At 57.6% G+C, this 18985-nt stretch carries 16 protein-coding genes; 12 read left to right on the forward strand and 4 right to left on the reverse strand.

Annotated elements, in window-relative coordinates:
- Positions 1–87 precede the first annotated feature (87 nt).
- Entirely contained in the window at positions 88–696 is a 609-nt protein-coding gene (gene lexA / locus AAFH99_RS10015) for a transcriptional repressor LexA (protein WP_406827658.1), read from the reverse strand.
- Positions 697–865: 169 nt separating this feature from the next.
- Complete coding sequence (locus AAFH99_RS10020; protein WP_051686919.1) at positions 866–1198, reverse strand: DUF6763 family protein; 333 nt, start codon at positions 1196–1198, stop codon at positions 866–868.
- A gap of 242 nt (positions 1199–1440) precedes the next feature.
- On the opposite strand from AAFH99_RS10020, the gene AAFH99_RS10025 reads away from it, so the two are divergent.
- The 4 genes from AAFH99_RS10025 to AAFH99_RS10040 all read left to right on the forward strand — a co-directional run bounded on the left by AAFH99_RS10025 (position 1441) and on the right by AAFH99_RS10040 (position 4950).
- On the forward strand, positions 1441–2136 hold the full coding sequence (locus tag AAFH99_RS10025; protein WP_406827659.1) for a TetR/AcrR family transcriptional regulator: 696 nt from the start codon (positions 1441–1443) through the stop codon (positions 2134–2136).
- Between the two features lie 21 nt (positions 2137–2157).
- Complete coding sequence (gene nagZ, locus AAFH99_RS10030; protein WP_406827660.1) at positions 2158–3171, forward strand: beta-N-acetylhexosaminidase; 1014 nt, start codon at positions 2158–2160, stop codon at positions 3169–3171.
- 66 nt (positions 3172–3237) lie between these two features.
- Positions 3238–4380, forward strand: coding sequence for a mechanosensitive ion channel family protein (locus AAFH99_RS10035; RefSeq protein ID WP_051686918.1), 1143 nt, complete (start codon positions 3238–3240; stop codon positions 4378–4380).
- A 354-nt stretch (positions 4381–4734) separates the two neighbouring features.
- On the forward strand, positions 4735–4950 hold the full coding sequence (locus AAFH99_RS10040; protein WP_043316491.1) for a cold-shock protein: 216 nt from the start codon (positions 4735–4737) through the stop codon (positions 4948–4950).
- Positions 4951–5103: 153 nt separating this feature from the next.
- On the opposite strand, the gene AAFH99_RS10045 is transcribed toward AAFH99_RS10040, so the two are convergent.
- On the reverse strand, positions 5104–6087 hold the full coding sequence (locus AAFH99_RS10045) for a CsiV family protein (protein ID WP_406827661.1): 984 nt from the start codon (positions 6085–6087) through the stop codon (positions 5104–5106).
- Positions 6088–6216: 129 nt separating this feature from the next.
- Entirely contained in the window at positions 6217–9702 is a 3486-nt protein-coding gene (gene mfd / locus AAFH99_RS10050; protein ID WP_406827662.1) for a transcription-repair coupling factor, read from the reverse strand.
- Positions 9703–10040: 338 nt separating this feature from the next.
- Between mfd and AAFH99_RS10055 the strand changes: the two genes are divergently transcribed.
- From AAFH99_RS10055 to AAFH99_RS10090, 8 genes are all read left to right on the forward strand, one after another.
- A complete protein-coding gene (locus AAFH99_RS10055; protein ID WP_043318068.1) occupies positions 10041–11504 on the forward strand; it encodes a glyceraldehyde-3-phosphate dehydrogenase in 1464 nt (487 codons plus the stop codon).
- A gap of 507 nt (positions 11505–12011) precedes the next feature.
- Positions 12012–13352, forward strand: a complete 1341-nt coding sequence (locus AAFH99_RS10060; RefSeq protein ID WP_406827663.1) for a Na(+)-translocating NADH-quinone reductase subunit A — start codon at positions 12012–12014, stop codon at positions 13350–13352.
- Between the two features lie 2 nt (positions 13353–13354).
- Entirely contained in the window at positions 13355–14566 is a 1212-nt protein-coding gene (locus tag AAFH99_RS10065) for an NADH:ubiquinone reductase (Na(+)-transporting) subunit B (RefSeq protein ID WP_043316483.1), read from the forward strand.
- Entirely contained in the window at positions 14559–15341 is a 783-nt protein-coding gene (locus AAFH99_RS10070) for a Na(+)-translocating NADH-quinone reductase subunit C (protein WP_043316480.1), read from the forward strand. Before AAFH99_RS10065 ends, AAFH99_RS10070 begins: the two co-directional genes overlap by 8 nt.
- A gap of 2 nt (positions 15342–15343) precedes the next feature.
- On the forward strand, positions 15344–16018 hold the full coding sequence (locus AAFH99_RS10075; protein ID WP_043316478.1) for an NADH:ubiquinone reductase (Na(+)-transporting) subunit D: 675 nt from the start codon (positions 15344–15346) through the stop codon (positions 16016–16018).
- 3 nt (positions 16019–16021) lie between these two features.
- Entirely contained in the window at positions 16022–16630 is a 609-nt protein-coding gene (nqrE, locus tag AAFH99_RS10080) for an NADH:ubiquinone reductase (Na(+)-transporting) subunit E (protein WP_043316477.1), read from the forward strand.
- 18 nt (positions 16631–16648) lie between these two features.
- Positions 16649–17875 carry an NADH:ubiquinone reductase (Na(+)-transporting) subunit F gene (gene nqrF, locus AAFH99_RS10085; RefSeq protein ID WP_043316474.1) on the forward strand — a complete coding sequence of 409 codons (1227 nt, stop codon included), beginning with the start codon at positions 16649–16651 and terminating at the stop codon, positions 17873–17875.
- A 111-nt stretch (positions 17876–17986) separates the two neighbouring features.
- Positions 17987–18985 carry an FAD:protein FMN transferase gene (locus AAFH99_RS10090; protein ID WP_406827664.1) on the forward strand — a complete coding sequence of 333 codons (999 nt, stop codon included), beginning with the start codon at positions 17987–17989 and terminating at the stop codon, positions 18983–18985.

Raw genomic sequence — 18985 nt, forward strand, 5'->3', positions numbered from 1 at the left:
ACGAGACACGGAATGTTTGGCGATTTGTCCACCCGGCGAATGCCGGGATCCAGAAAACCTGAGGGCTCGCCGCTTACACCGCCAACATCAGATAGGATTCTGTCGAATCACACCCACCGCCAGACCCTCAATGGCAAAGCTGCGATCCCGCATATCAACTTCAATCACATCAAAGTCCTGGTTCTCCGGCAGCAGTTGCACCGTCGCCTGATTGCCGCGTCGCTTGAAGCGTTTTACCGTCACTTCGTCCTCGATGCGCGCGACCACAATCTGCCCGTTGCGGATATTGTCGGTGCGCTGTACCGCCAGTAAATCCCCGTCAAGAATACCGGCATCTTTCATGCTCATACCATGTACCCGCAGCAGGTAATCCGCCGGTGGGTGGAAAAACTCGGCGGGAATCTCGCAATACTCTTCGATATTTTCTTCCGCCAGAATCGGGTTGCCGGCGGCCACGCGGCCAACGATAGGCAGGCCGCTGTTGTAATCGGGAATACGGATACCGCGGGATGCGCCGGCGACCATTTCGATTGCGCCTTTACGCGCCAGCGCTTTGAGGTGCTCCTCCGCCGCATTGGGAGAGCGGAAGCCCAGCTCCTGGGCAATTTCGGCTCGGGTGGGCGGGTAGCCGGTGTCATCCAGATAGGATTTGATCAATTCCAGTACCTGAGCCTGGCGTGCGGTGAGGTTTGTCATGAGCGCCTTCCTGTTGTCTGTATTTTTATACAGTTGCTGTGATTATATACAGATTTCAGGGGCGCGCAATCAAGTGCCGATTATCCGAAGATTTGGAATCTGTGCCGACGGAGCACACGGTGCTTTGCACAAGTGCCGTACTGTGGTTGCCAGTTATGGCCGGAGTCGGTCAGAACCCCTCGTCGGTACCGGGAAAGGATTCACCCTCCAGGCGATCGATTGCACTCTGTGCAGGGGAGAAAATCGGACTGCGGTAGCCGGCGTCTTCCTCGTCCTGCATTTCATCCGCAACGGTGCCGTACCCGGCGTTTGGATCTTCCGGCGCGGCTGCGCCGATGACCGGCATCCCAGGCCAGTTCTGGAAATCGATTTCATCCAGGCTCCCGTCGACATACTGGATTTCTATGGTGCGCGCGGGGTGGTCTACGGCAACCACTTCGAAGAGGTCGCCTGTGTCGAAATTTTCAAACCAATTGCCAATTTCCGGAGCGATTCGTGCCATGGCATGCTCCTCCTCTATTACTGTTGTGATGTGTCCGCCTTCGGTTCCTTCCCGGCGCTTTCAGAGCCGATATACCCGTTCTAATGTGCCGGTTGCGGGCTTGGTACTTTGGCGGCGCACTCTGTACTGGGGCTTTCTGCGAGGGGCAACGCAATAGCGCAGGTTTCATCGCTGGCGGTATATGCTAGTCTCCGGGTAAAACGAGCGTTTTAATTGTTGGTTTGAATTGGTGTGAAATCGGCATGAGTCAGACAGACACGGTCCATCGTATTCTGGACGCCGCGGAAGTTCTGTTCGCAGAGCGAGGCTTCACGGAGACCTCGCTGCGTACCATCACGAGTACTGCCGGGGTGAACCTGGCGGCGGTGAATTACCATTTTGGTTCTAAAAAAGAGTTGATTCAGGCGGTTTTCGAGCGCTTTCTTACACCTTTTACGGAAATTCTGAATCGCGAGCTGACCCGGCGGGGCGCGGCCAGCGAACCTTTACAGCTGGATGACCTCCTGCAGAGCCTCTACCGCGTTGCTTTGGCCGGTCTTGCCAGTCAGGGGCGCGATCCCAAGCGCTTTATGCGCTTGCTCGGGCTGGCTTACACCCAATCTCAGGGCCATCTGCGGCGATTTATCGTCTCTCGCTACGGTGACAGCTACCGGCGTTTCGCGGGGCAGCTGGCGGCGGCCCTGCCCCATGTCGATCCAGTGACCTTTTATTGGCGTCTTTACTTTATGCTCGGCGCCACAGTGTTTTCTCTTTCGAGCTTTGACGCCATTGAAGCTATCCTTCGGGAAGATTTTGGCGCCGAGAGTAGCTTGGAAGAAACCCTGGCGCGCCTGGCGCCGGCCGCAGTGGCCATGCTGACCGCGCCAATGCCAGGAGTGGGGTCGGGACAGGTTCCGGGGGCTAGTGCGCCGGGGGGCAGTACCGGCGACAACCGTTAATTCATCTTGGAGTTCATGCCGATGTCTAAGCCGATTGGCCCGGTAATGATTGATGTGGAGGGGCACTCCCTCACCGACGAAGACCGCGCGTTGTTGCAGCACCCCCATGTCGGTGGATTGATTTTTTTCGCGCGCAATTTTGAAAGCCGTCCGCAGCTGGAGGCGCTGATTGAAGAAATTCGCGCTGTGCGCCCTGAAATCCTGTTGGCGGTGGATCAGGAGGGTGGGCGAGTGCAGCGCTTCCGCGATTCGTTTACCCGTATCCCGTCTATGCAGGCGCTGAGCGCGCGCGCCGACAAGCAGCAGTTGCAAGATGTGGGCTGGCTGCTGGCCGCGGAGTTACTGGCGGTTGGCATCGATTTCAGTTTTGCACCGGTACTGGATGCGGACGATGACTTCTGTCGCATTGTTGGCGACCGCAGTTTTGCGCAGGACCCACTGCAGCTGGCGGAGAAAGCCCGCCCCTTTATGGCGGGGATGCACGACGCCGGCATGGCGACTACCGGCAAGCACTTCCCTGGGCATGGGCAGGTGCTGGAAGATAGCCATGAAGAACTGCCGGTGGATCAGCGCTCCCTGGAAGAGGTTATGGCTACCGATTGCACGCCTTTTAGCGAGTGTATTGCTGCCGGCGAGCTGGAGGCGGTAATGCCCGCACATATTCGCTTTGCCCGGGTGGATGAAAATCCGGTGGGCTTTTCGCGCTTCTGGTTACAGGAGATCCTGCGCAAACGTCTCAAGTTTGATGGTGTGATTTTCAGCGACGATCTGACCATGGAGGGGGCTGGCGCCGCCGGCGGCTACCGGGAGCGAATTCACGCGGCTATGGCTGCGGGGTGTGACATGGGCGTTGTGTGTAACAATCGCGCCGGTGCAAAAGAGGTATTGGAAGCGCTGGAGGGTTTTACGCCAGATCCTGCATCCAGTCAGCGACTGGAGCGCATGCGTGGCCGTGCGAAAATTCAATCCTGGGAGGCGTTGGAGGCTAGTCCGCGCTGGCAGGAAACCCGTCAGTGGCTGGCCTCCTGGATGTAAATACCGCTCAATCTTTGATAAAAACACAGCGCGTGTTAGTGAGCACAGCAATAAAGTCAGTAGCCAATGGAGTTGTTTGTGGAGTCAGTTATAGCGTTTTTGCGCTCCCTGGTGGGGGATGACCGCTTCTGGATTGCCGAAGTATTCGTCATCGTATTAATTACGGCAACCGCATCGTGGATTCTTGGAATTTTTGTCAACCGGCTGCGGGAGCGCGCCGAGCGCACTGTCAACCCGTGGGATGATGCGTTGGTCAATTCGATCAATCCGCCCGCGTCGATTCTGGTCTGGTTGTTGGGGCTCACGTTCGCCGCCGCCCGTGCCGGTGATGCCACCGGCGCCGAGCTCCTGCTCTGGCTCGAAGGTAAGCCGCGGGCCATCGGGTTTGTCGTGGTGGTTACCTGGTTTGCGCTGCGATTTGCAAAAGAAGTCGAGCAGAACATGGCGGACCCACGCTATACACGCAAACCCATCGATACCACCACCGTACGTGCGATTGGCAAGTTGGTTCGCGCTTCTATTCTGATTACCGCGGCAATGGTTGTCATGGAGCGGCTGGGCTACAACCTCAGCGGTATTCTGGCGATGGGGGGCATCGGCGGCCTCGCGATCGGCTTTGCGGCGAAAGATTTGCTGGCGAATTTCTTCGGTGGTTTGATGATCTATCTGGATCGACCATTCAAAGTGGGAGACTGGGTGCGCTCACCAGAAAAGGAAATCGAGGGCACAGTGGAAGATATCGGCTGGCGCCTCACACGTATTCGCACTTTCGACAAGCGTCCGCTCTACATACCCAATGGGGTGTTTACCCAGATATCGGTAGAAAACCCATCCCGAATGCTGAATCGTCGAATTTACGAAACGATTGGTATTCGTTATGACGACGCACAGAAAATGGCGCCCATCGTTAAAGAGGTGCGCACCATGCTCGAGAATCATCCTGAGATTGATACCAATCAGACCTTGATCGTAAACTTCAATTCGTTTGCGCCTTCGTCCCTGGATTTCTTTATTTACACATTTACCAAGACCACCGACTGGGTGCGCTATCACGAAATCAAGCAGGATGTATTGCTGAAGATTCTGAAGATTGTCGAGGATCAGGGCGCTTCCTGTGCCTTCCCGACATCGACTCTGCATATTGCCGACATTCCCGAGCTGGCCTTGAGCGATCGGCGTGCGGAACCGTCGAGCCCCGTCGGTGCCTGACTTGCGCAAAACCATGGTTGCGCAAGGAAAGACAGGATTGTGCGTCTGGTCTGAATCGGGATTTGGGGCGAAAGAGCATGAAATGTCAAAAAGTGTGGCACTTTCGTTACCAAATTGGTGATATGTTGCGCATTGTGCATGGGAAGTAACATTAATTTCACGTGCAAACCTAGACACTGGCGCAGTTTTATCTAAGAATCGGTAACGACCTGCTCGCGATGTCGAGCAGGTGCTTCGAGACAGTGGCCGGCCTTGCGATATTGGAGTTTTATATCGGGTACGGTCACCGCAATTGGGGTAGGCGAGTCGCCCGCAACCGGGGCGAACGCAATAACAATAAATGAGGTTGGCTTAATGAGTGATCGCGTTACGGGTACCGTGAAGTGGTTTAACAATGCCCGGGGTTATGGCTTTATCACCAGCTCGGAAGGTTCGGAAGATATTTTTGTTCACTACCGCAGCATCCGCGGCGACGGCTACAAGACCCTGAATGAAGGGCAGGCGGTAGAGTTTGAAATGCAGCAGGGTGACAAGGGCCTGCTGGCAGAAGACGTGGTTCCCTGCGAGTAAATCGCAACCTCGTTCAGGTTGGCTTCTGGTGGCGCACCGATGCTGCGCCGCTGACACCGGCCCAAAATAAAAAGCCCACAGGGTAGCAGACTGATACTGCTATTCCGTGGGCTTTTTTGTGCGCTGGTGCCGCGCGAACAGCGCGGCGTGCCATTAATCGGTGAGACCGGCCGGCTCGATATCGTCTTCAGCGGATGGTGTCACCGTGCGTACTTCAATCAATACCCCGAGTTTGGGGTGGTCGATGTAATGCAGCTCGCCACTGCGCAGTCGGCGTTCTTCCTGCAATACCGCTACACGCTTTGCGATTTTTTCCAGCGGGTGGGTTGTGGCGCTCATGGCATCGATTTCGCCATCCTCGCCTTGGAATACGGCGCGGTCCACGCTGGTGCTGAAGCCGCCACTATCTGTGCGGCTGTTGCTGTTCGCTACGGTGCCCTGGTCGGCCGCTGATGTCAGCCCCATGGGTTCGTCGCCCGGCATGTGTACCTGTCGCGCGACAGACGCACGTGGGCGCGTGGGTACCGCGATACCAGCTGGAGCGCTTTCATCACCCGATGGGAAGCTCCTCTGCGCTGCAGGACTCCACTGGCCGCTATTTTCTGATTGATCTGCCCATTCGCTCAACCACAGATCCGTACTCAGGTGCAGATACCGGGAAACGCTGAGTTTGACGCTGCCTGCCAACTGGTGGTGATCGCCATTGACTTCCCCGCCATCGATCAGAACCGACGGCGCATTGCGCTCGGTTTGCAGCACCTGGCGCCAGGTCTTGTGAAACAGCACCTGGTAAGCCGGGTCTCGGCGCAGGGCCGCCGCTTTGTTATTCAGCTGGTTGGCGGCAGGCTGCAGGGCCGGCACCATGGGGTCAGCGGAGGAAGGTGTATTGAAATCGACCCACTTGCTGTCATAGCTAAGCGTAGGGTTGGTTGGCCAGGTTTCCCGGGAGGCGTTCATGCCCTGGGTGCGGCTGAATACCACCATCTCGATTTCAAATTGGGTCCCCGCATAGCCTGCTGCCTGCGCACCGTTCACACCCAGTGCGAGGCTGGCAGCCAGGCAAGTCGCCGCCACTGCGGCGCCCGTTTTGATGGATTGGGTCAGTCGCTCGGCGACCAAGGTCTTGAAAGTGGTCATTATCACTACCGCGTTTGTTCTAAACCGCTTTTTGGGCTTGCCAGGGATGTACCTGCCAGGGCTCGATGCCCTGGCGAATAATTCATCCATGTTAGCACCCTTTGGCGGCGGGATCTGCCGCCGGTACCGTTATTGCGACAGCTGTTGCAGCACATCGTTGACTTGTTGCAGACGTTGTTCCGGCCCGCTCTCATCGAGTACGAAATTCAGCTGGTTGGCGCCTTGCAGGCGATAGGTCGTCGGGCGTGTCTGCACCAGTTTTACCAGTGTCAGTGGGTCAACATTGGCATTGTCGGCAAACTCGATGCGCCCGCCGGTGGCGGACGCCTCCAGTTTGCGGATGCCCATCTTGTTGGCGTTCAGCTTGATCTCGGTGATGCGGAACAGGTGCTTTACTGGCTCCGGCAGCAGCCCAAAGCGATCGATCATCTCTACCTGCAGCTCCTTCAGGGCGTCCTTGTTTTCGGCATTGGCAATGCGCTTGTACATGATCAGACGGCTGTGTACGTCCGGTAGATAGTCTTCCGGGATGAGGGCAGGCACGCGCAGGTTAACGTCCACGGCGGGTGATTCCAGCGGCTCATCGATATTCGGGGTGCGCCCTTCACGGATGGCCTTCACCGCATGGTCAAGCATTTCCATATACAGGTTGAAACCGACACTCTGGATCTGGCCGCTCTGTTCTTCGCCCAGCAGCTCGCCGGCACCGCGGATCTCCAGATCGTGGGTGGCCAGGGTAAAGCCGGCGCCCAGATCCTGCGCCTCGCTGATGGCCTCCAGCCGTTTCACCGCATCGCCGGTCATGGCGCGCTTGTTGGGGGTCAGCAGGTAGGCATAGGCCTGGTGATGAGAGCGGCCCACCCGGCCGCGCAGCTGGTGCAACTGGGCCAGGCCAAACTTGTCCGCGCGCTCGATCAGGATGGTGTTGGCGGTGGGGATGTCGATCCCGGTTTCAATGATGGTGGTGCACACCAACACATTGAAACGCTTGTGGTAGAAGTCGCTCATCACCTGCTCCAGCTCGCGCTCGCGCATCTGGCCGTGACCGATGCCAATGCGCGCCTCGGGTACCAGTTCCTGAAGCTCCCGCGCGATACGTTCGATACTCTTCACTTCGTTGTGCAGGAAATACACCTGGCCGCCGCGGAGAATTTCCCGCAGGATTGCCTCCTTGATCAGGGCGTCGTCGCGCTCGCGCACAAAGGTCTTCACCGACAGCCGTCGCGCCGGCGGCGTGGCGATCACGGAGAGATCACGGATGCCGGCCATGGCCATATTCAGGGTACGTGGGATTGGCGTGGCGGTGAGGTTGAGGATGTCGACCTCGGAGCGCAGGCTCTTCAGTTTTTCCTTTTGGCGCACACCAAACCGGTGTTCCTCGTCGATGATCAGCAGGCCCAGATTTTTGAACTTGAGATCGCTCTGCAGTAGTTTGTGCGTGCCGACCAGAATATCCACCTTGCCGTCTGCCACGCGCTCCTTGATGGCTTCCACTTCTTTGTTGCTGCGGAAGCGGGAAATCACCTCGATAGTCACTGGCCAGTCGGCGAAGCGGTCTTGCAGGGACTGGAAATGCTGTTGCGCGAGCAGGGTTGTCGGCACCAGCATGGCCACTTGTTTTCCCCCGTGCGCGGCGACAAAAGCCGCGCGCATGGCAACTTCGGTTTTACCGAAGCCCACATCGCCACACACCAGGCGGTCCATGGGTTTGTCGGAAAGCATGTCGCCGACCACTGCTTCAATGGCCAGCTGCTGGTCCGGGGTTTCCTCAAATGGGAAGCCGGAGGCGAATTCGCGATACGCCATGCCTGGGTCGCCAAAGGCGTGGCCCACGCGGGCCTCCCGGCGGGCATAAATATCCAGTAACTCGGCGGCGGCGTCGCGCACTTTTTCCGCAGCCTTGCGCTTGGCTTTCTGCCAGGTTTCGCTACCCAGTTTGTGCAGCGGCGCCAGTTCTTCGTCGGCACCGGAGTAGCGGCTGATCAGGTGCAGGCTGGCGACCGGCACATACAGCTTGGCGCCATCTCCATACTCGAGTGTCAGAAATTCTGCCTGCTGGCCGTCAATATCCAGGCTTTGCAGTCCTTTATAGCGGCCCACGCCGTGATCGATATGAACCACCGGTGCACCGATACGTAGTTCCGCCAGATTCTTGACCGCGTTGTCGGCGTCTTCCTTGGCCTTGCGGCGTCGGCGCTGCTGCAGCACCCGGTCGCCGAACAGCTGTGGTTCTGCAATCAGGTTCAGGTCCGGGTCGTCCAGTACCATGCCTTGATCGATCGGTGACACGGTGATCGCATACGGATCGTCGCTGTCGAGGAAGTCCTGCCAGCAATATATGGTTTTCGGTTTCAGTCGAATACCGCTTAGCAGCTCCAGCAGGGCTTCGCGGCGACCACCGCTTTCCGCACAGAACAGCACGCGGCCTTTGTATTCCATTAAATAGGCTTCGAGCGCTTTCAGCGGTTGCTCGGACTTTCCGTTCACCGGCAGGCTCGGGGGTTGGGTGGTGGCGAAGTTGTAGTTGCCTTCCGCCTCCGGCAGCGTTTCATTGGAGAAAAAGGCGCGCGGCAGGCTTTTCAGTGCGCCGTAGAATTCGTCGATATTCAGAAGTACCTGGCGTGGCTCCAGTATCGGCCGGGTCAGATCACCACGGCGGCTCTGGTAGCGGTTTTCCGCTTCCCGCCAGAAGGATTCCACCGGCTGTTGCAGATCGCCCTGGATAAATACCTGGCTGTTGTCCGGGAGGTAATCGAACAGGCTCGCGCACTTGTCAAAAAACAGCGGCAGATAATATTCGATCCCCGCCGGGGCGATTCCGGCGCTGATGTCCTGATAAATAGAGACCGGGCCCGGGTCGCAATCAAACTGGCCGTGCCAGCGCTCGAGGAATTTTGCCAGCGCCGGTTTGTGCATGGGGAATTCACGCGCGGGCAGCAGATGGATCTGCTCGACCTTGTCGACGGTACGCTGGTCCTCGGGATCGAAGGTGCGAAGAGACTCGATTTCATCGTCGAACAGGTCGATACGGTAGGGCAGGTTGCTGCCCATGGGGAAGATATCCATCAGTGAGCCGCGCACCGCAAACTCCCCGTGTTCGTATACGGTGTCGACGCAGTGGTAGCCCGCCTGTTCGAGTAATTTGCGCTGGGCATTGAGGTCAAACTTCTGCCCCTCGCTGAGAATCAGTGCGTTGCCGGCCACGTAATCCTTCGGCGCCAGTCGGTGGAGCAGGGTACTGATTGGCACAATAACGATACCGCTGCCCATTTGGGGCAACTGATACAGGGTGGCCAGCCGGTCCGAGATAATATCCTGGTGTGGGGAGAAGGTGTCGTAGGGGAGGATTTCCCAGTCCGGGAACTGGAAAATTTTCAGCTCGCCGTTGCGGCCGCCGGCATCGCTATCTCGCCGCGGCTTGTTAAAAAATTTCAGCTGCACCTCAAGTTGATGCGCTTCCTGGCTGTTGCGCGCGATCAGCAGAGTGGGTGCGGTGCTGGCGCGCGCGGCATTCAGGATCGCGAGTGCGGCGCCTGCGCCGTGCAGCTGACCCCAGAATTGTCGGTCATTCTGGCTGCGAAATGCGGGTGGGGACAAAGGGGGGAACTGACTCATCTTTCCTTATAATTCCGTGCTTTCTGACCAGTGCCGGCCGGGGAGGAGGCGTATTGTAGCGGCGAACCGTGACCGTTGCAGGTTTGGGGTTCAAAGGGTTGGAATTCACGCAATCCCGGGGTCGTGTTGCGCACCGATGAAAGCCAGGTTTAGCCCGCTGACAAATGTAGTTTAACTACAGTTTTTAGGCTGTTTTTTGCGCTGTTGCGCGGCCTCAGGTGAATCCACATAATTCGCCCGCCTTCGGGGCAGAGACAGAATTTTGAGCCATTCTTGGTGGTGTGCTCGATGAATTTCTCCGTCCCGGGCAAGCCCCAAATTCTACTTTGCAGAGGTGTCTGACTGTGACTCAGAAGCGACCGAAGCCCGCTGACTTTTTCAAGGACTGGAAAGCGCGTGAAGCGCTGGCGGAATCCATGATTCCGATGATTGGTAAGCTCAACCGGGAAAGTAATGTCGGCATTTATATGTACGGCCAAAACCTGGTGAACCGCTCCGTGCTCAGCATCATGAAGGCGCACCGCTTTGTGCGTCAGGTGGAGGAGAACGAGCTGTCTGAGTTTGAGACCTATCCAGTGCTTGAGGCCATCTGCAAGCTGGAGCTGGGCCCGGTGCATATCGACCTGGGCACTCTGACCAACAAGTACATGCGCGACCAGCGCGGCCTGTCCATCGAGGATTTTGTGCGTGAAGAGCTGGCGGACGCTTCCGGCGCTGGCAAGCCTCTGCCGCAGTCTCAGGACGTGGTGATCTACGGTTTCGGGCGTATCGGTCGCCTGGTGGCACGCCTGCTGATCGAGAAGGCGGGTAGTGGTGATGTGCTGCGTTTGCGGGCCATCGTACTGCGCAAGGGCAAGGCGGATAACGATCTGGTCAAGCGCGCCTCACTGTTGCGTCGCGACTCGGTGCACGGCGCGTTCAATGGCACCATCCGTGTGGACGAAGAGACCAACACCCTGATCTGTAATGGCAATGAAGTGAAGGTAATTTACGCCAACTCCCCGCAGGAAGTGGATTACACCCAGCACGGTATCAACAATGCCTTGATTGTCGACAGTACCGGTGTGTGGCGCGATGAAGAAGGCCTGTCCCAGCACCTGGAGAGCAAGGGCGCGGCGAAAGTGCTGCTCACTGCGCCGGGCAAGGGCGACCTGAAAAACATCGTATACGGTATCAACAACGGCGACATCACCCCGGACGACAAGATCCTTTCGGCCGCATCCTGTACCACCAACGCCATCGTCCCGGTACTGAAAGCGATGATGGACAAGTACGGTGTTGAGCACGGCCACGTGGAAACCGTACACGCCTACACCAACGACCAGAACCTGATCGACAACTATCACAAGGGTGAGCGCCGCGGTCGTTCCGCCGCTCTCAATATGGTGTTGACCGAGACCGGTGCTGCCAAGGCGGTCTCCAAGGCGTTGCCGGAGCTGAAGGGTAAGCTTACCGGTAACGCCATCCGCGTGCCGACCCCGAACGTGTCCATGGCGATCCTGAATCTGCGCCTGGGCAAGGAGACCACCAAGGAAGAGCTGAACGACTACATGCGCGATGTGGCGTTGCACTCGCCACTGCGCCAGCAGATCGACTTCACCAACTCCCCGGAAGTGGTGTCCAGTGACTTCGTGGGCTCCCGTCGCGCCTGTGTGTTCGATTCCATCGCCACCATTGTCGATGGTGACAGCGCGGTACTCTACTGCTGGTACGACAATGAATTCGGCTACAGCTGTCAGGTAGTGCGCTGCCTGGAAGATATGGCCGGGGTTCGTTACGAGCTGTTCCCGAAGAAGGACTGAGCGGGCAATCCGCATCAGTGGGGGTAATCGGCAGGGCCGCTGGTCAGGCAGATTAATCCCGCGCCACCCCCGGCGGTCCGGCCGGTGGTGGCGCCTCCAACTAAAGTCGTTGTTTTTTCAGCAAAAATTTCCTCATCTTCGGGCTATTTGGCCCTATCTGCTCTGGTAAACCCCACCTCCCATCCTTATAATGCGCGCGATTTTGCGGGGCTGCTGTGCGCCGGGAATTCTTGCGCAAAGATTGCGGGTTGCGAAGGCAATTGCGGATCTTTGCTTCCCGGACTGTGAGTGACTTCTTCTTATACCTGATAGGTGCCGACCGGCCAGACATGCCGGGACCAGTGGCCGTCGACGTGTGGCTGCTCTTTTCGCGGTCCACCTCAAGGCTTGTGTCAGGCTCTCCAAGGCTTAAGCCCCCGCACCGGGTTTCCTTTTCTTCCGGGCCCAAAAGGTCCAGAAATTTTTAAAACCTACTAAATCTACCAACTTAGAACTAGGCACAGGCGTATGAGAAAGATCCGTCGGGGATTGGATTTACCCATATCCGGCGCGCCCGAGCAGGTCATCTATGATGGCCCTGCAGCCAAAACTGTTGCGGTGATTGGTCCCGATTACAACGGGATGAAGCCCACCATGGCGGTTGCGGAAGGGGATAGCGTCAAACTCGGACAATTGCTGTTCACAGACAAGAAGACAGACGGTGTGCGCTACACCGCCCCGGCCGCAGGCCGCGTGGTTGCAGTCAACCGCGGTGTTCGCCGTGTGCTGCAGTCGGTCGTGATCGAGGTGGAAGGGGACGAGGCAGAGCAGTTCGCCAGCTACAGCGCTGACCAGCTTGCCACCCTGACTGCTGAGCAGGTACGCGTGAACCTGGTGGAGTCCGGCCTATGGACCGCCCTGCGTACCCGCCCATTCAGTAAGGTGCCGGCCCTTGATGCCCAGCCTTCTGCCTTGTTTATCAATGCCATGGATACCAATCCGCTGGCGGCGGACCCGATCGTGGTCATTGCCGAGCAGCGCGATGCATTCGCCCAGGGTGTTGAGATTCTGTCCAAGCTCGCCGACAAGACCTTTGTCTGTACCGCGCCGGACGCCGATATCCCGGTGCCCAGTGCTGCAAATATTCAGCGCGAAGCCTTTGCGGGCCCGCATCCCGCCGGCCTTTCCGGTACCCACATCCATTACCTTCACCCGGTGAAGCCTGGTCGTCAGGTCTGGACCATCGGCTACCAGGACGTGATTGCCGTAGGCAAACTGTTTGAAACCGGCAGACTTTACGCCGATCGTGTGATAGCCCTGGGTGGCCCGCGTGTGACCAAGCCGCGTCTGCTGCGCACCCGTCTGGGCGCGGATCTGACAGCGCTGGTCGCTGGTGAGACTGAGGGGAGCGATAACCGCGTTATCTCCGGCTCCGTATTCGGTGGTCGCACCGCAGCTGGTCCTTTGGCCTATCTCGGTCGTTACCACAACCAGGTGAGTGTGCTGGAAGAGGGCCGTGAGCGCCCGATGTTCCACTACTTCACTCCCGGTGCGAACCGCTTTTCCGTGCTGCCGATCTATATCAGCCGTTTTATGAAGAGCAAGCGTTTCAATTTCACCACCAGCACCAACGGTTCCGAGCGCGCACTGATGCCCATCGGGACCTACGAGCGTGTGGTGCCCCTGGATATCCTGCCGACTCAGCTGCTGCGTGCGCTGATCGTAGGCGATACCCAGGTTGCCCAGCAATTGGGTGCTCTCGAACTGGACGAAGAAGATCTGGCGCTGTGTACCTTTGTGTGCCCGGGCAAGTACGACTTCGGCACCATTTTGCGGGACAACCTCACCCGTATTGAGAAGGAGGGTTAAGGATGTTGCGTAAACTACTCGACTCCATGGAGCCGCATTTCCATAAAGGCGGCAAATACGAAAAATGGTATGCCCTGTACGAAGCGATCGACACAGGTCTCTTCCAGCCTGCAGACCGCACCAAGGCCACCGCACACGTGCGCGACGGTATCGACCTGAAGCGCATCATGATCACCGTGTGGGCCTGTGCCATGATTCCGATGTTCTACGGTATGTGGAACGTGGGTTTCCAGGCCAACACCATCATTGCTGGCATGGAAAACGTGGACCTGAGCGGATGGCGTCACGCCATCATCGGCGCACTGTCCAGCTACGATGCCAATAGCGCCTGGGATAACCTGATCCACGGTGCCATGTACTTCCTTCCTATCTACGCGGTGACCTTCATCGTCGGTGGTATCTGGGAAGTGCTGTTCGCGGCGGTTCGCGGCCACGAAGTGAACGAAGGCTTCTTCGTAACCTCCATCCTGTTCGCGCTGACCTGTCCGCCGGACCTGCCCCTGTGGATGGTGGCGATGGGTATCAGCTTCGGTGTGGTGATCGGTAAGGAAGTGTTCGGTGGTACCGGCAAAAACTTCCTCAACCCGGCGCTTACCGGCCGTGCCTTCCTGTTCTTCGCCTATCCGGCGGCCATGTCCGGTGACACCGTATGGACGGCGGTGGATGGCTACACCGGCGCTACCGCGCTGTCTGTACTGGCGAGTGAAGGTCTCCAGAACGGCGCCGTAGGTGTGCCGGCAGGTCAATTGACCTGGATGGACGCCTTCCTGGGCAATATGCAGGGTTCCATTGGTGAGACTTCCACCCTGGCCATGCTGATTGCCGGTGTGATCCTGATCGGTATGAAGATTGCCAGCTGGCGTATCGTTGCCGGTACTCTGCTGGGCATGATGGCCACCGCCACCATGTTCAACTTCATCGGTTCTGAAACCAACCCGATGTTCGGTGTGCCCTGGTACTGGCACCTGGTGGTAGGCGGCTTCGCCTTTGGTCTGATCTTCATGACCACTGACCCGGTGTCTGCTGCCATGACCGACGCCGGCCGCTGGTGGTACGGCATCCTCATCGGCGTGATGTGTGTATTGATCCGCGTGGTGAACCCGGCATTCCCGGAAGGCATGATGCTGGCGATCCTGTTCGCCAACCTGTTCGCGCCGCTGTTTGACCACTTCGTTGTGCAGTCCCATATCAAACGGAGGTTGGCACGTGGCTAATAAAGATTCAGTAAAAGGTACTCTGATTGTTGCGCTGGTACTGTGTATCGTCTGTTCCGTGGTGGTCTCCACTGCGGCGGTGATGCTCAAGCCCACGCAGGAAGCCAACGCCGCGTTGGACATGAAGAAGAACGTACTGTTGGCCGGTGGCCTGATCGAGCCGGATCAGACCAGTCGCAAGGCGATCGAAGAGGCCTTCGACAACGTCACCATCAAGTATGTGGATCTGCGCACTGGCAAGTTCACTGACGAAGCGCCGGCAGGTGGCAGCGGTCGCGCTGCAGCCAAAATCGCCAGCGCCAGTGAGAAGCTGCCGGCGGACCAGGACACCGCAAAGATCATTCGCCGTGAGAACACCAAAGAGGTGTATCTGGTGGAAGAAAACGGTGAAATGCAGCGCATCATCCTGCCTGTTCGCGGCTATGGCCTATGGGGTCAGCTGTACGGCTTCCTCGCTCTGGAAAAAGACCTCAACACCGTTGCCGGTCTGGGTTTTTACGAGCACAAGGAAACACCGGGGCTGGGTGGTGAAGTGGACAACCCGCGCTGGAAATCCCAGTGGGAAGGGAAAGAAGTCTACGATGCAGACGGCAGCGTTGATCTGACCGTCGTAAAAGGCAGTGTGGACCCCAGCAGCCCGAATGCCGAACACCAGGTAGACGGTCTGTCTGGTGCGACCCTGACCAGTAAAGGTGTCGATAACCTGATCAAGTTCTGGCTTGGCAGCGACGGTTACGGTCCCTTCCTGAAAAACCTTAAAGCAGGGGAGGCATAAGCATGAGCAAGAAATTAAAAGATACTCTGCTGGAGCCGGTATTCAACAATAACCCCATTGCACTGCAGATCCTCGGTATCTGTTCCGCACTGGCGGTAACCAGCTCGCTGCAAGTGACGCTGGTAATGTGTATCGCATTGACCACGGTTGTGGCGTTCTCCAACACCGCGGTCTCCCTGATCCGCAAGCAGATTCCAAACAGCATCCGGATCATCGTGCAGATGACCGTGATTGCCTCGCTGGTAATTCTGGTTGACCAGGTATTGAAAGCCTACGCCTACGATATCTCCAAGCAGCTCTCGGTATTCGTTGGTCTGATTATCACCAACTGCATCGTAATGGGCCGCGCGGAAGCCTTCGCCATGAAGCACGGTCCCAAAGACAGCTTCTTCGACGGTGTCGGCAACGGCCTGGGTTACAGTGTGATCCTGATCGGTCTCGCGTTTATCCGTGAACTCTTCGGCGCGGGCAAACTGTTCGGTGTGGAAATCCTGCAAACCGTGAACAACGGTGGCTGGTACGTACCGAACGGCATGCTGCTGCTGCCGCCAAGCGCCTTCTTCCTGATCGGTCTGTTTATCTGGGCAATTCGCGCCTGGAAGCCGGAGCAGGTGGAAGAGGACGAGTTCAAGATTGCGCCCAACTCCAAAATGCCGTTGGCGCAACAGGAGGCCTGATCGATGGAACATTTTATTTCTCTCATCATCCGCGCCGTTTTCGTAGAAAACATGGCGCTGGCCTTCTTCCTCGGGATGTGTACCTTCCTCGCGGTATCCAAGAAGGTCGAAGCGGCGATTGGTCTCGGTGTTGCGGTAATCGTAGTACTGACCATCACCGTTCCCGTTAACAACCTGATTTACACCTACCTGCTGAAAGACGGTGCGCTGGCCTGGGCCGGTTATCCGGAAGTGGATCTGAGCTTCCTCGGTCTGCTGTCTTACATCGGCGTAATTGCAGCACTGGTACAGATCCTGGAAATGTTCCTGGATAAATACGTACCGGCGCTCTACAACGCCCTGGGTGTATTCCTGCCGCTGATTACCGTGAACTGCGCCATCATGGGTGCTTCTCTGTTCATGGTGGAGCGCGAATACAATTTTGGTGAAAGTGTTGCCTACGGCTTCGGTGCCGGTCTCGGCTGGGCGCTGGCGATTGCTGCTCTGGCGGGTATCCGCGAGCGCATGAAGTACAGCGACGTACCGAACGGTCTGAAAGGCCTGGGTATCACCTTCATTACCGTTGGTCTCATGTCGCTGGGCTTCATGTCCTTCGGCGGCATCGACATCTAAGCGGGGAGGTTGAATAACATGGAATTAACGGATATTTATTTCGGCGTCGGCATGTTCACCGTGATCGTGATCGCGCTGGTAGCCATCATTCTGGTTGCCCGCTCACGTCTAGTGAACACCGGTGACGTCAACATCCTGGTAAACGGTGAAAAAACACTCACCGTACCTGCCGGCGGTAAACTGCTGCAGACCCTGGCAGCTAACAATCTGTTCCTGGCTTCTGCCTGTGGTGGTGGCGGCTCCTGCGCGCAGTGTGTGTGTGTGGTAGAAGAGGGGGGCGGTGACATGCTGCCCACCGAAGCTGCCCACTTCACTCCGCGTGAAGCGAAGGAAGGCAAGCGCCTCTCCTGTCAGGTTGCTGTTAAGCAGGACATGAAAATTGAAGTGCCGGAAGAAGTGTTTGGTGTGAAGCAGTGGGAGTGCACTGTGGAATCCAACCCGAACGTGGCCACCTTCATTAAAGAGCTGACCCTGAAGCTGCCGGAAGGCGAAAACGTAGACTTCCGCGCAGGCGGTTACGTTCAGCTGGAAGCGCCGCCTCACCACGTAAAATTCTCCGATTTCGATATCGAAGAAGAGTACCGTGGCGACTGGGAGCACTTCGGCTTCTTTAAGCTGGAGTCCAAGGTCACCGAGCCAGTGGTTCGCGCCTACTCCATGGCGAACTATCCGGAAGAGAAGGGCGTTGTTAAGTTCAACATCCGTATCGCGACTCCGCCGCCGCGCACCGAAGGTATTCCGCCGGGCCAGATGTCTTCCTACGTCTTCAATCTGAAGCCGGGCGACAAAATGCGTGTATACGGTCCTTTCGGCGAATTCTTCGCCAAAGATACCGACAACGAAATGGTCTTCATTGGTGGTGGTGCCGGTATGGCGCCGATGCGTTCGCACATCTTTGACCAGCTCAAGCGACTGCACTCCACCCGTAAGATCAGCTTCTGGTACGGCGCGCGCTCCCTGCGCGAGATGTTCTACGAAGACGATTACAACGGTCTGCAGGAAGAGTTTGATAACTTCCAGTGGCACATCGCTTTGTCTGATCCGCAACCGGAAGACAACTGGGAAGGCTACACCGGCTTCATCCACAATGTGGTGTACGAGAACTATCTGAAGGACCACCCGGCACCGGAAGACTGTGAGTACTACATGTGTGGGCCGCCCATGATGAACGCGGCAGTGATCAACATGCTGAAGAACCTGGGCGTTGAGGATGAGAACATCCTGCTCGACGACTTCGGTGGCTGATCACCCATGATTGGAAGTGACACCACATCCACGAAAGCAGGGCCGATGAATTCGGCCCTGTTTTTGTTTGTGCATCGCGGGTTTTCGTGTCGAGCCAAAGCTGCGCTGCTAATGGTCTTACTGTTTGCGCTGTCCGGGTGCAGCCAGGAAAAGACCGTCTGGAAGCTCTCCGGCCCCACTATGGGGACCGCCTACCACGTCACCGTGGTGGATGCGCCCGGCGTGCTGGATCAGGCAGAATTGCAGGCAATGATCGATGGGGAGCTGGCCGCGGTGAATCAGGAAATGTCCACCTACATTCCCGAATCCGAGCTGATGCGCTTCAATCGCGGCCCGGTGTCTCAGCCGGTGGCAATTTCGCCCAACCTGGCGCTGGTGATCGGTCAGGCGTTGGAGATCTATCGCAATAGCGGTGGCGCGTTTGATGTCACGGTTGGCCCACTGGTAAACCTGTGGGGCTTTGGACCCCAACCTGAACCCGAAACGATACCCGCGGCAGAAGAAATCGACGCGCTGCGTGCAGAGATCGGCTCCGATGCGCTGACCCTCGAGGGGCAACAGCTCAGCCGCAGTCGCCCGGTTCAGATCGATCTGTCGGCCATCGCCAAGGGCCATGGCGTAGATCGTGTGGCCGATCTGCTGACTGCGCAGGGAATCGAGAATTACCTGGTGGAGGTCGGTGGCGAGCTGCGCACCGCGGGCGTCAATCCCGCCGGGCGGGTGTGGCGGATCGGTGTCGAGCGGCCATCCGCAGGGCAGGTGGTCCAGAAGCCGATTCAGGTGGCGGACAAGGGCATTGCCACCTCGGGTGATTACCGCAACTACTACGAGCGGGATGGTAAACGCTATGCGCACACCATTGATCCCCGTACCGGCAGGCCGGTAGAGCACCGCCTTGCGTCGGTAACCGTGATCGCGGATACCTGTGCAATGGCCGACGGCTACGCCACAGCGCTCAATGTGATGGGGGCTGAGGCTGCGTTAAAATTGGCAGAAGAGCTGCAATTGGCGGTTTTCCTGCTGGTCAAGACCGATTCCGGGTTTGAAGAGCGCGTCAGTAGCGCTTTTGCGCCCTATCTAGCAAATCAGGCTGAAAGTCAGGGGAGGTAA

Source organism: Microbulbifer sp. ARAS458-1 (assembly GCF_045348205.1).
In the GTDB taxonomy this organism is placed as follows: Bacteria; Pseudomonadota; Gammaproteobacteria; order Pseudomonadales; family Cellvibrionaceae; genus Microbulbifer.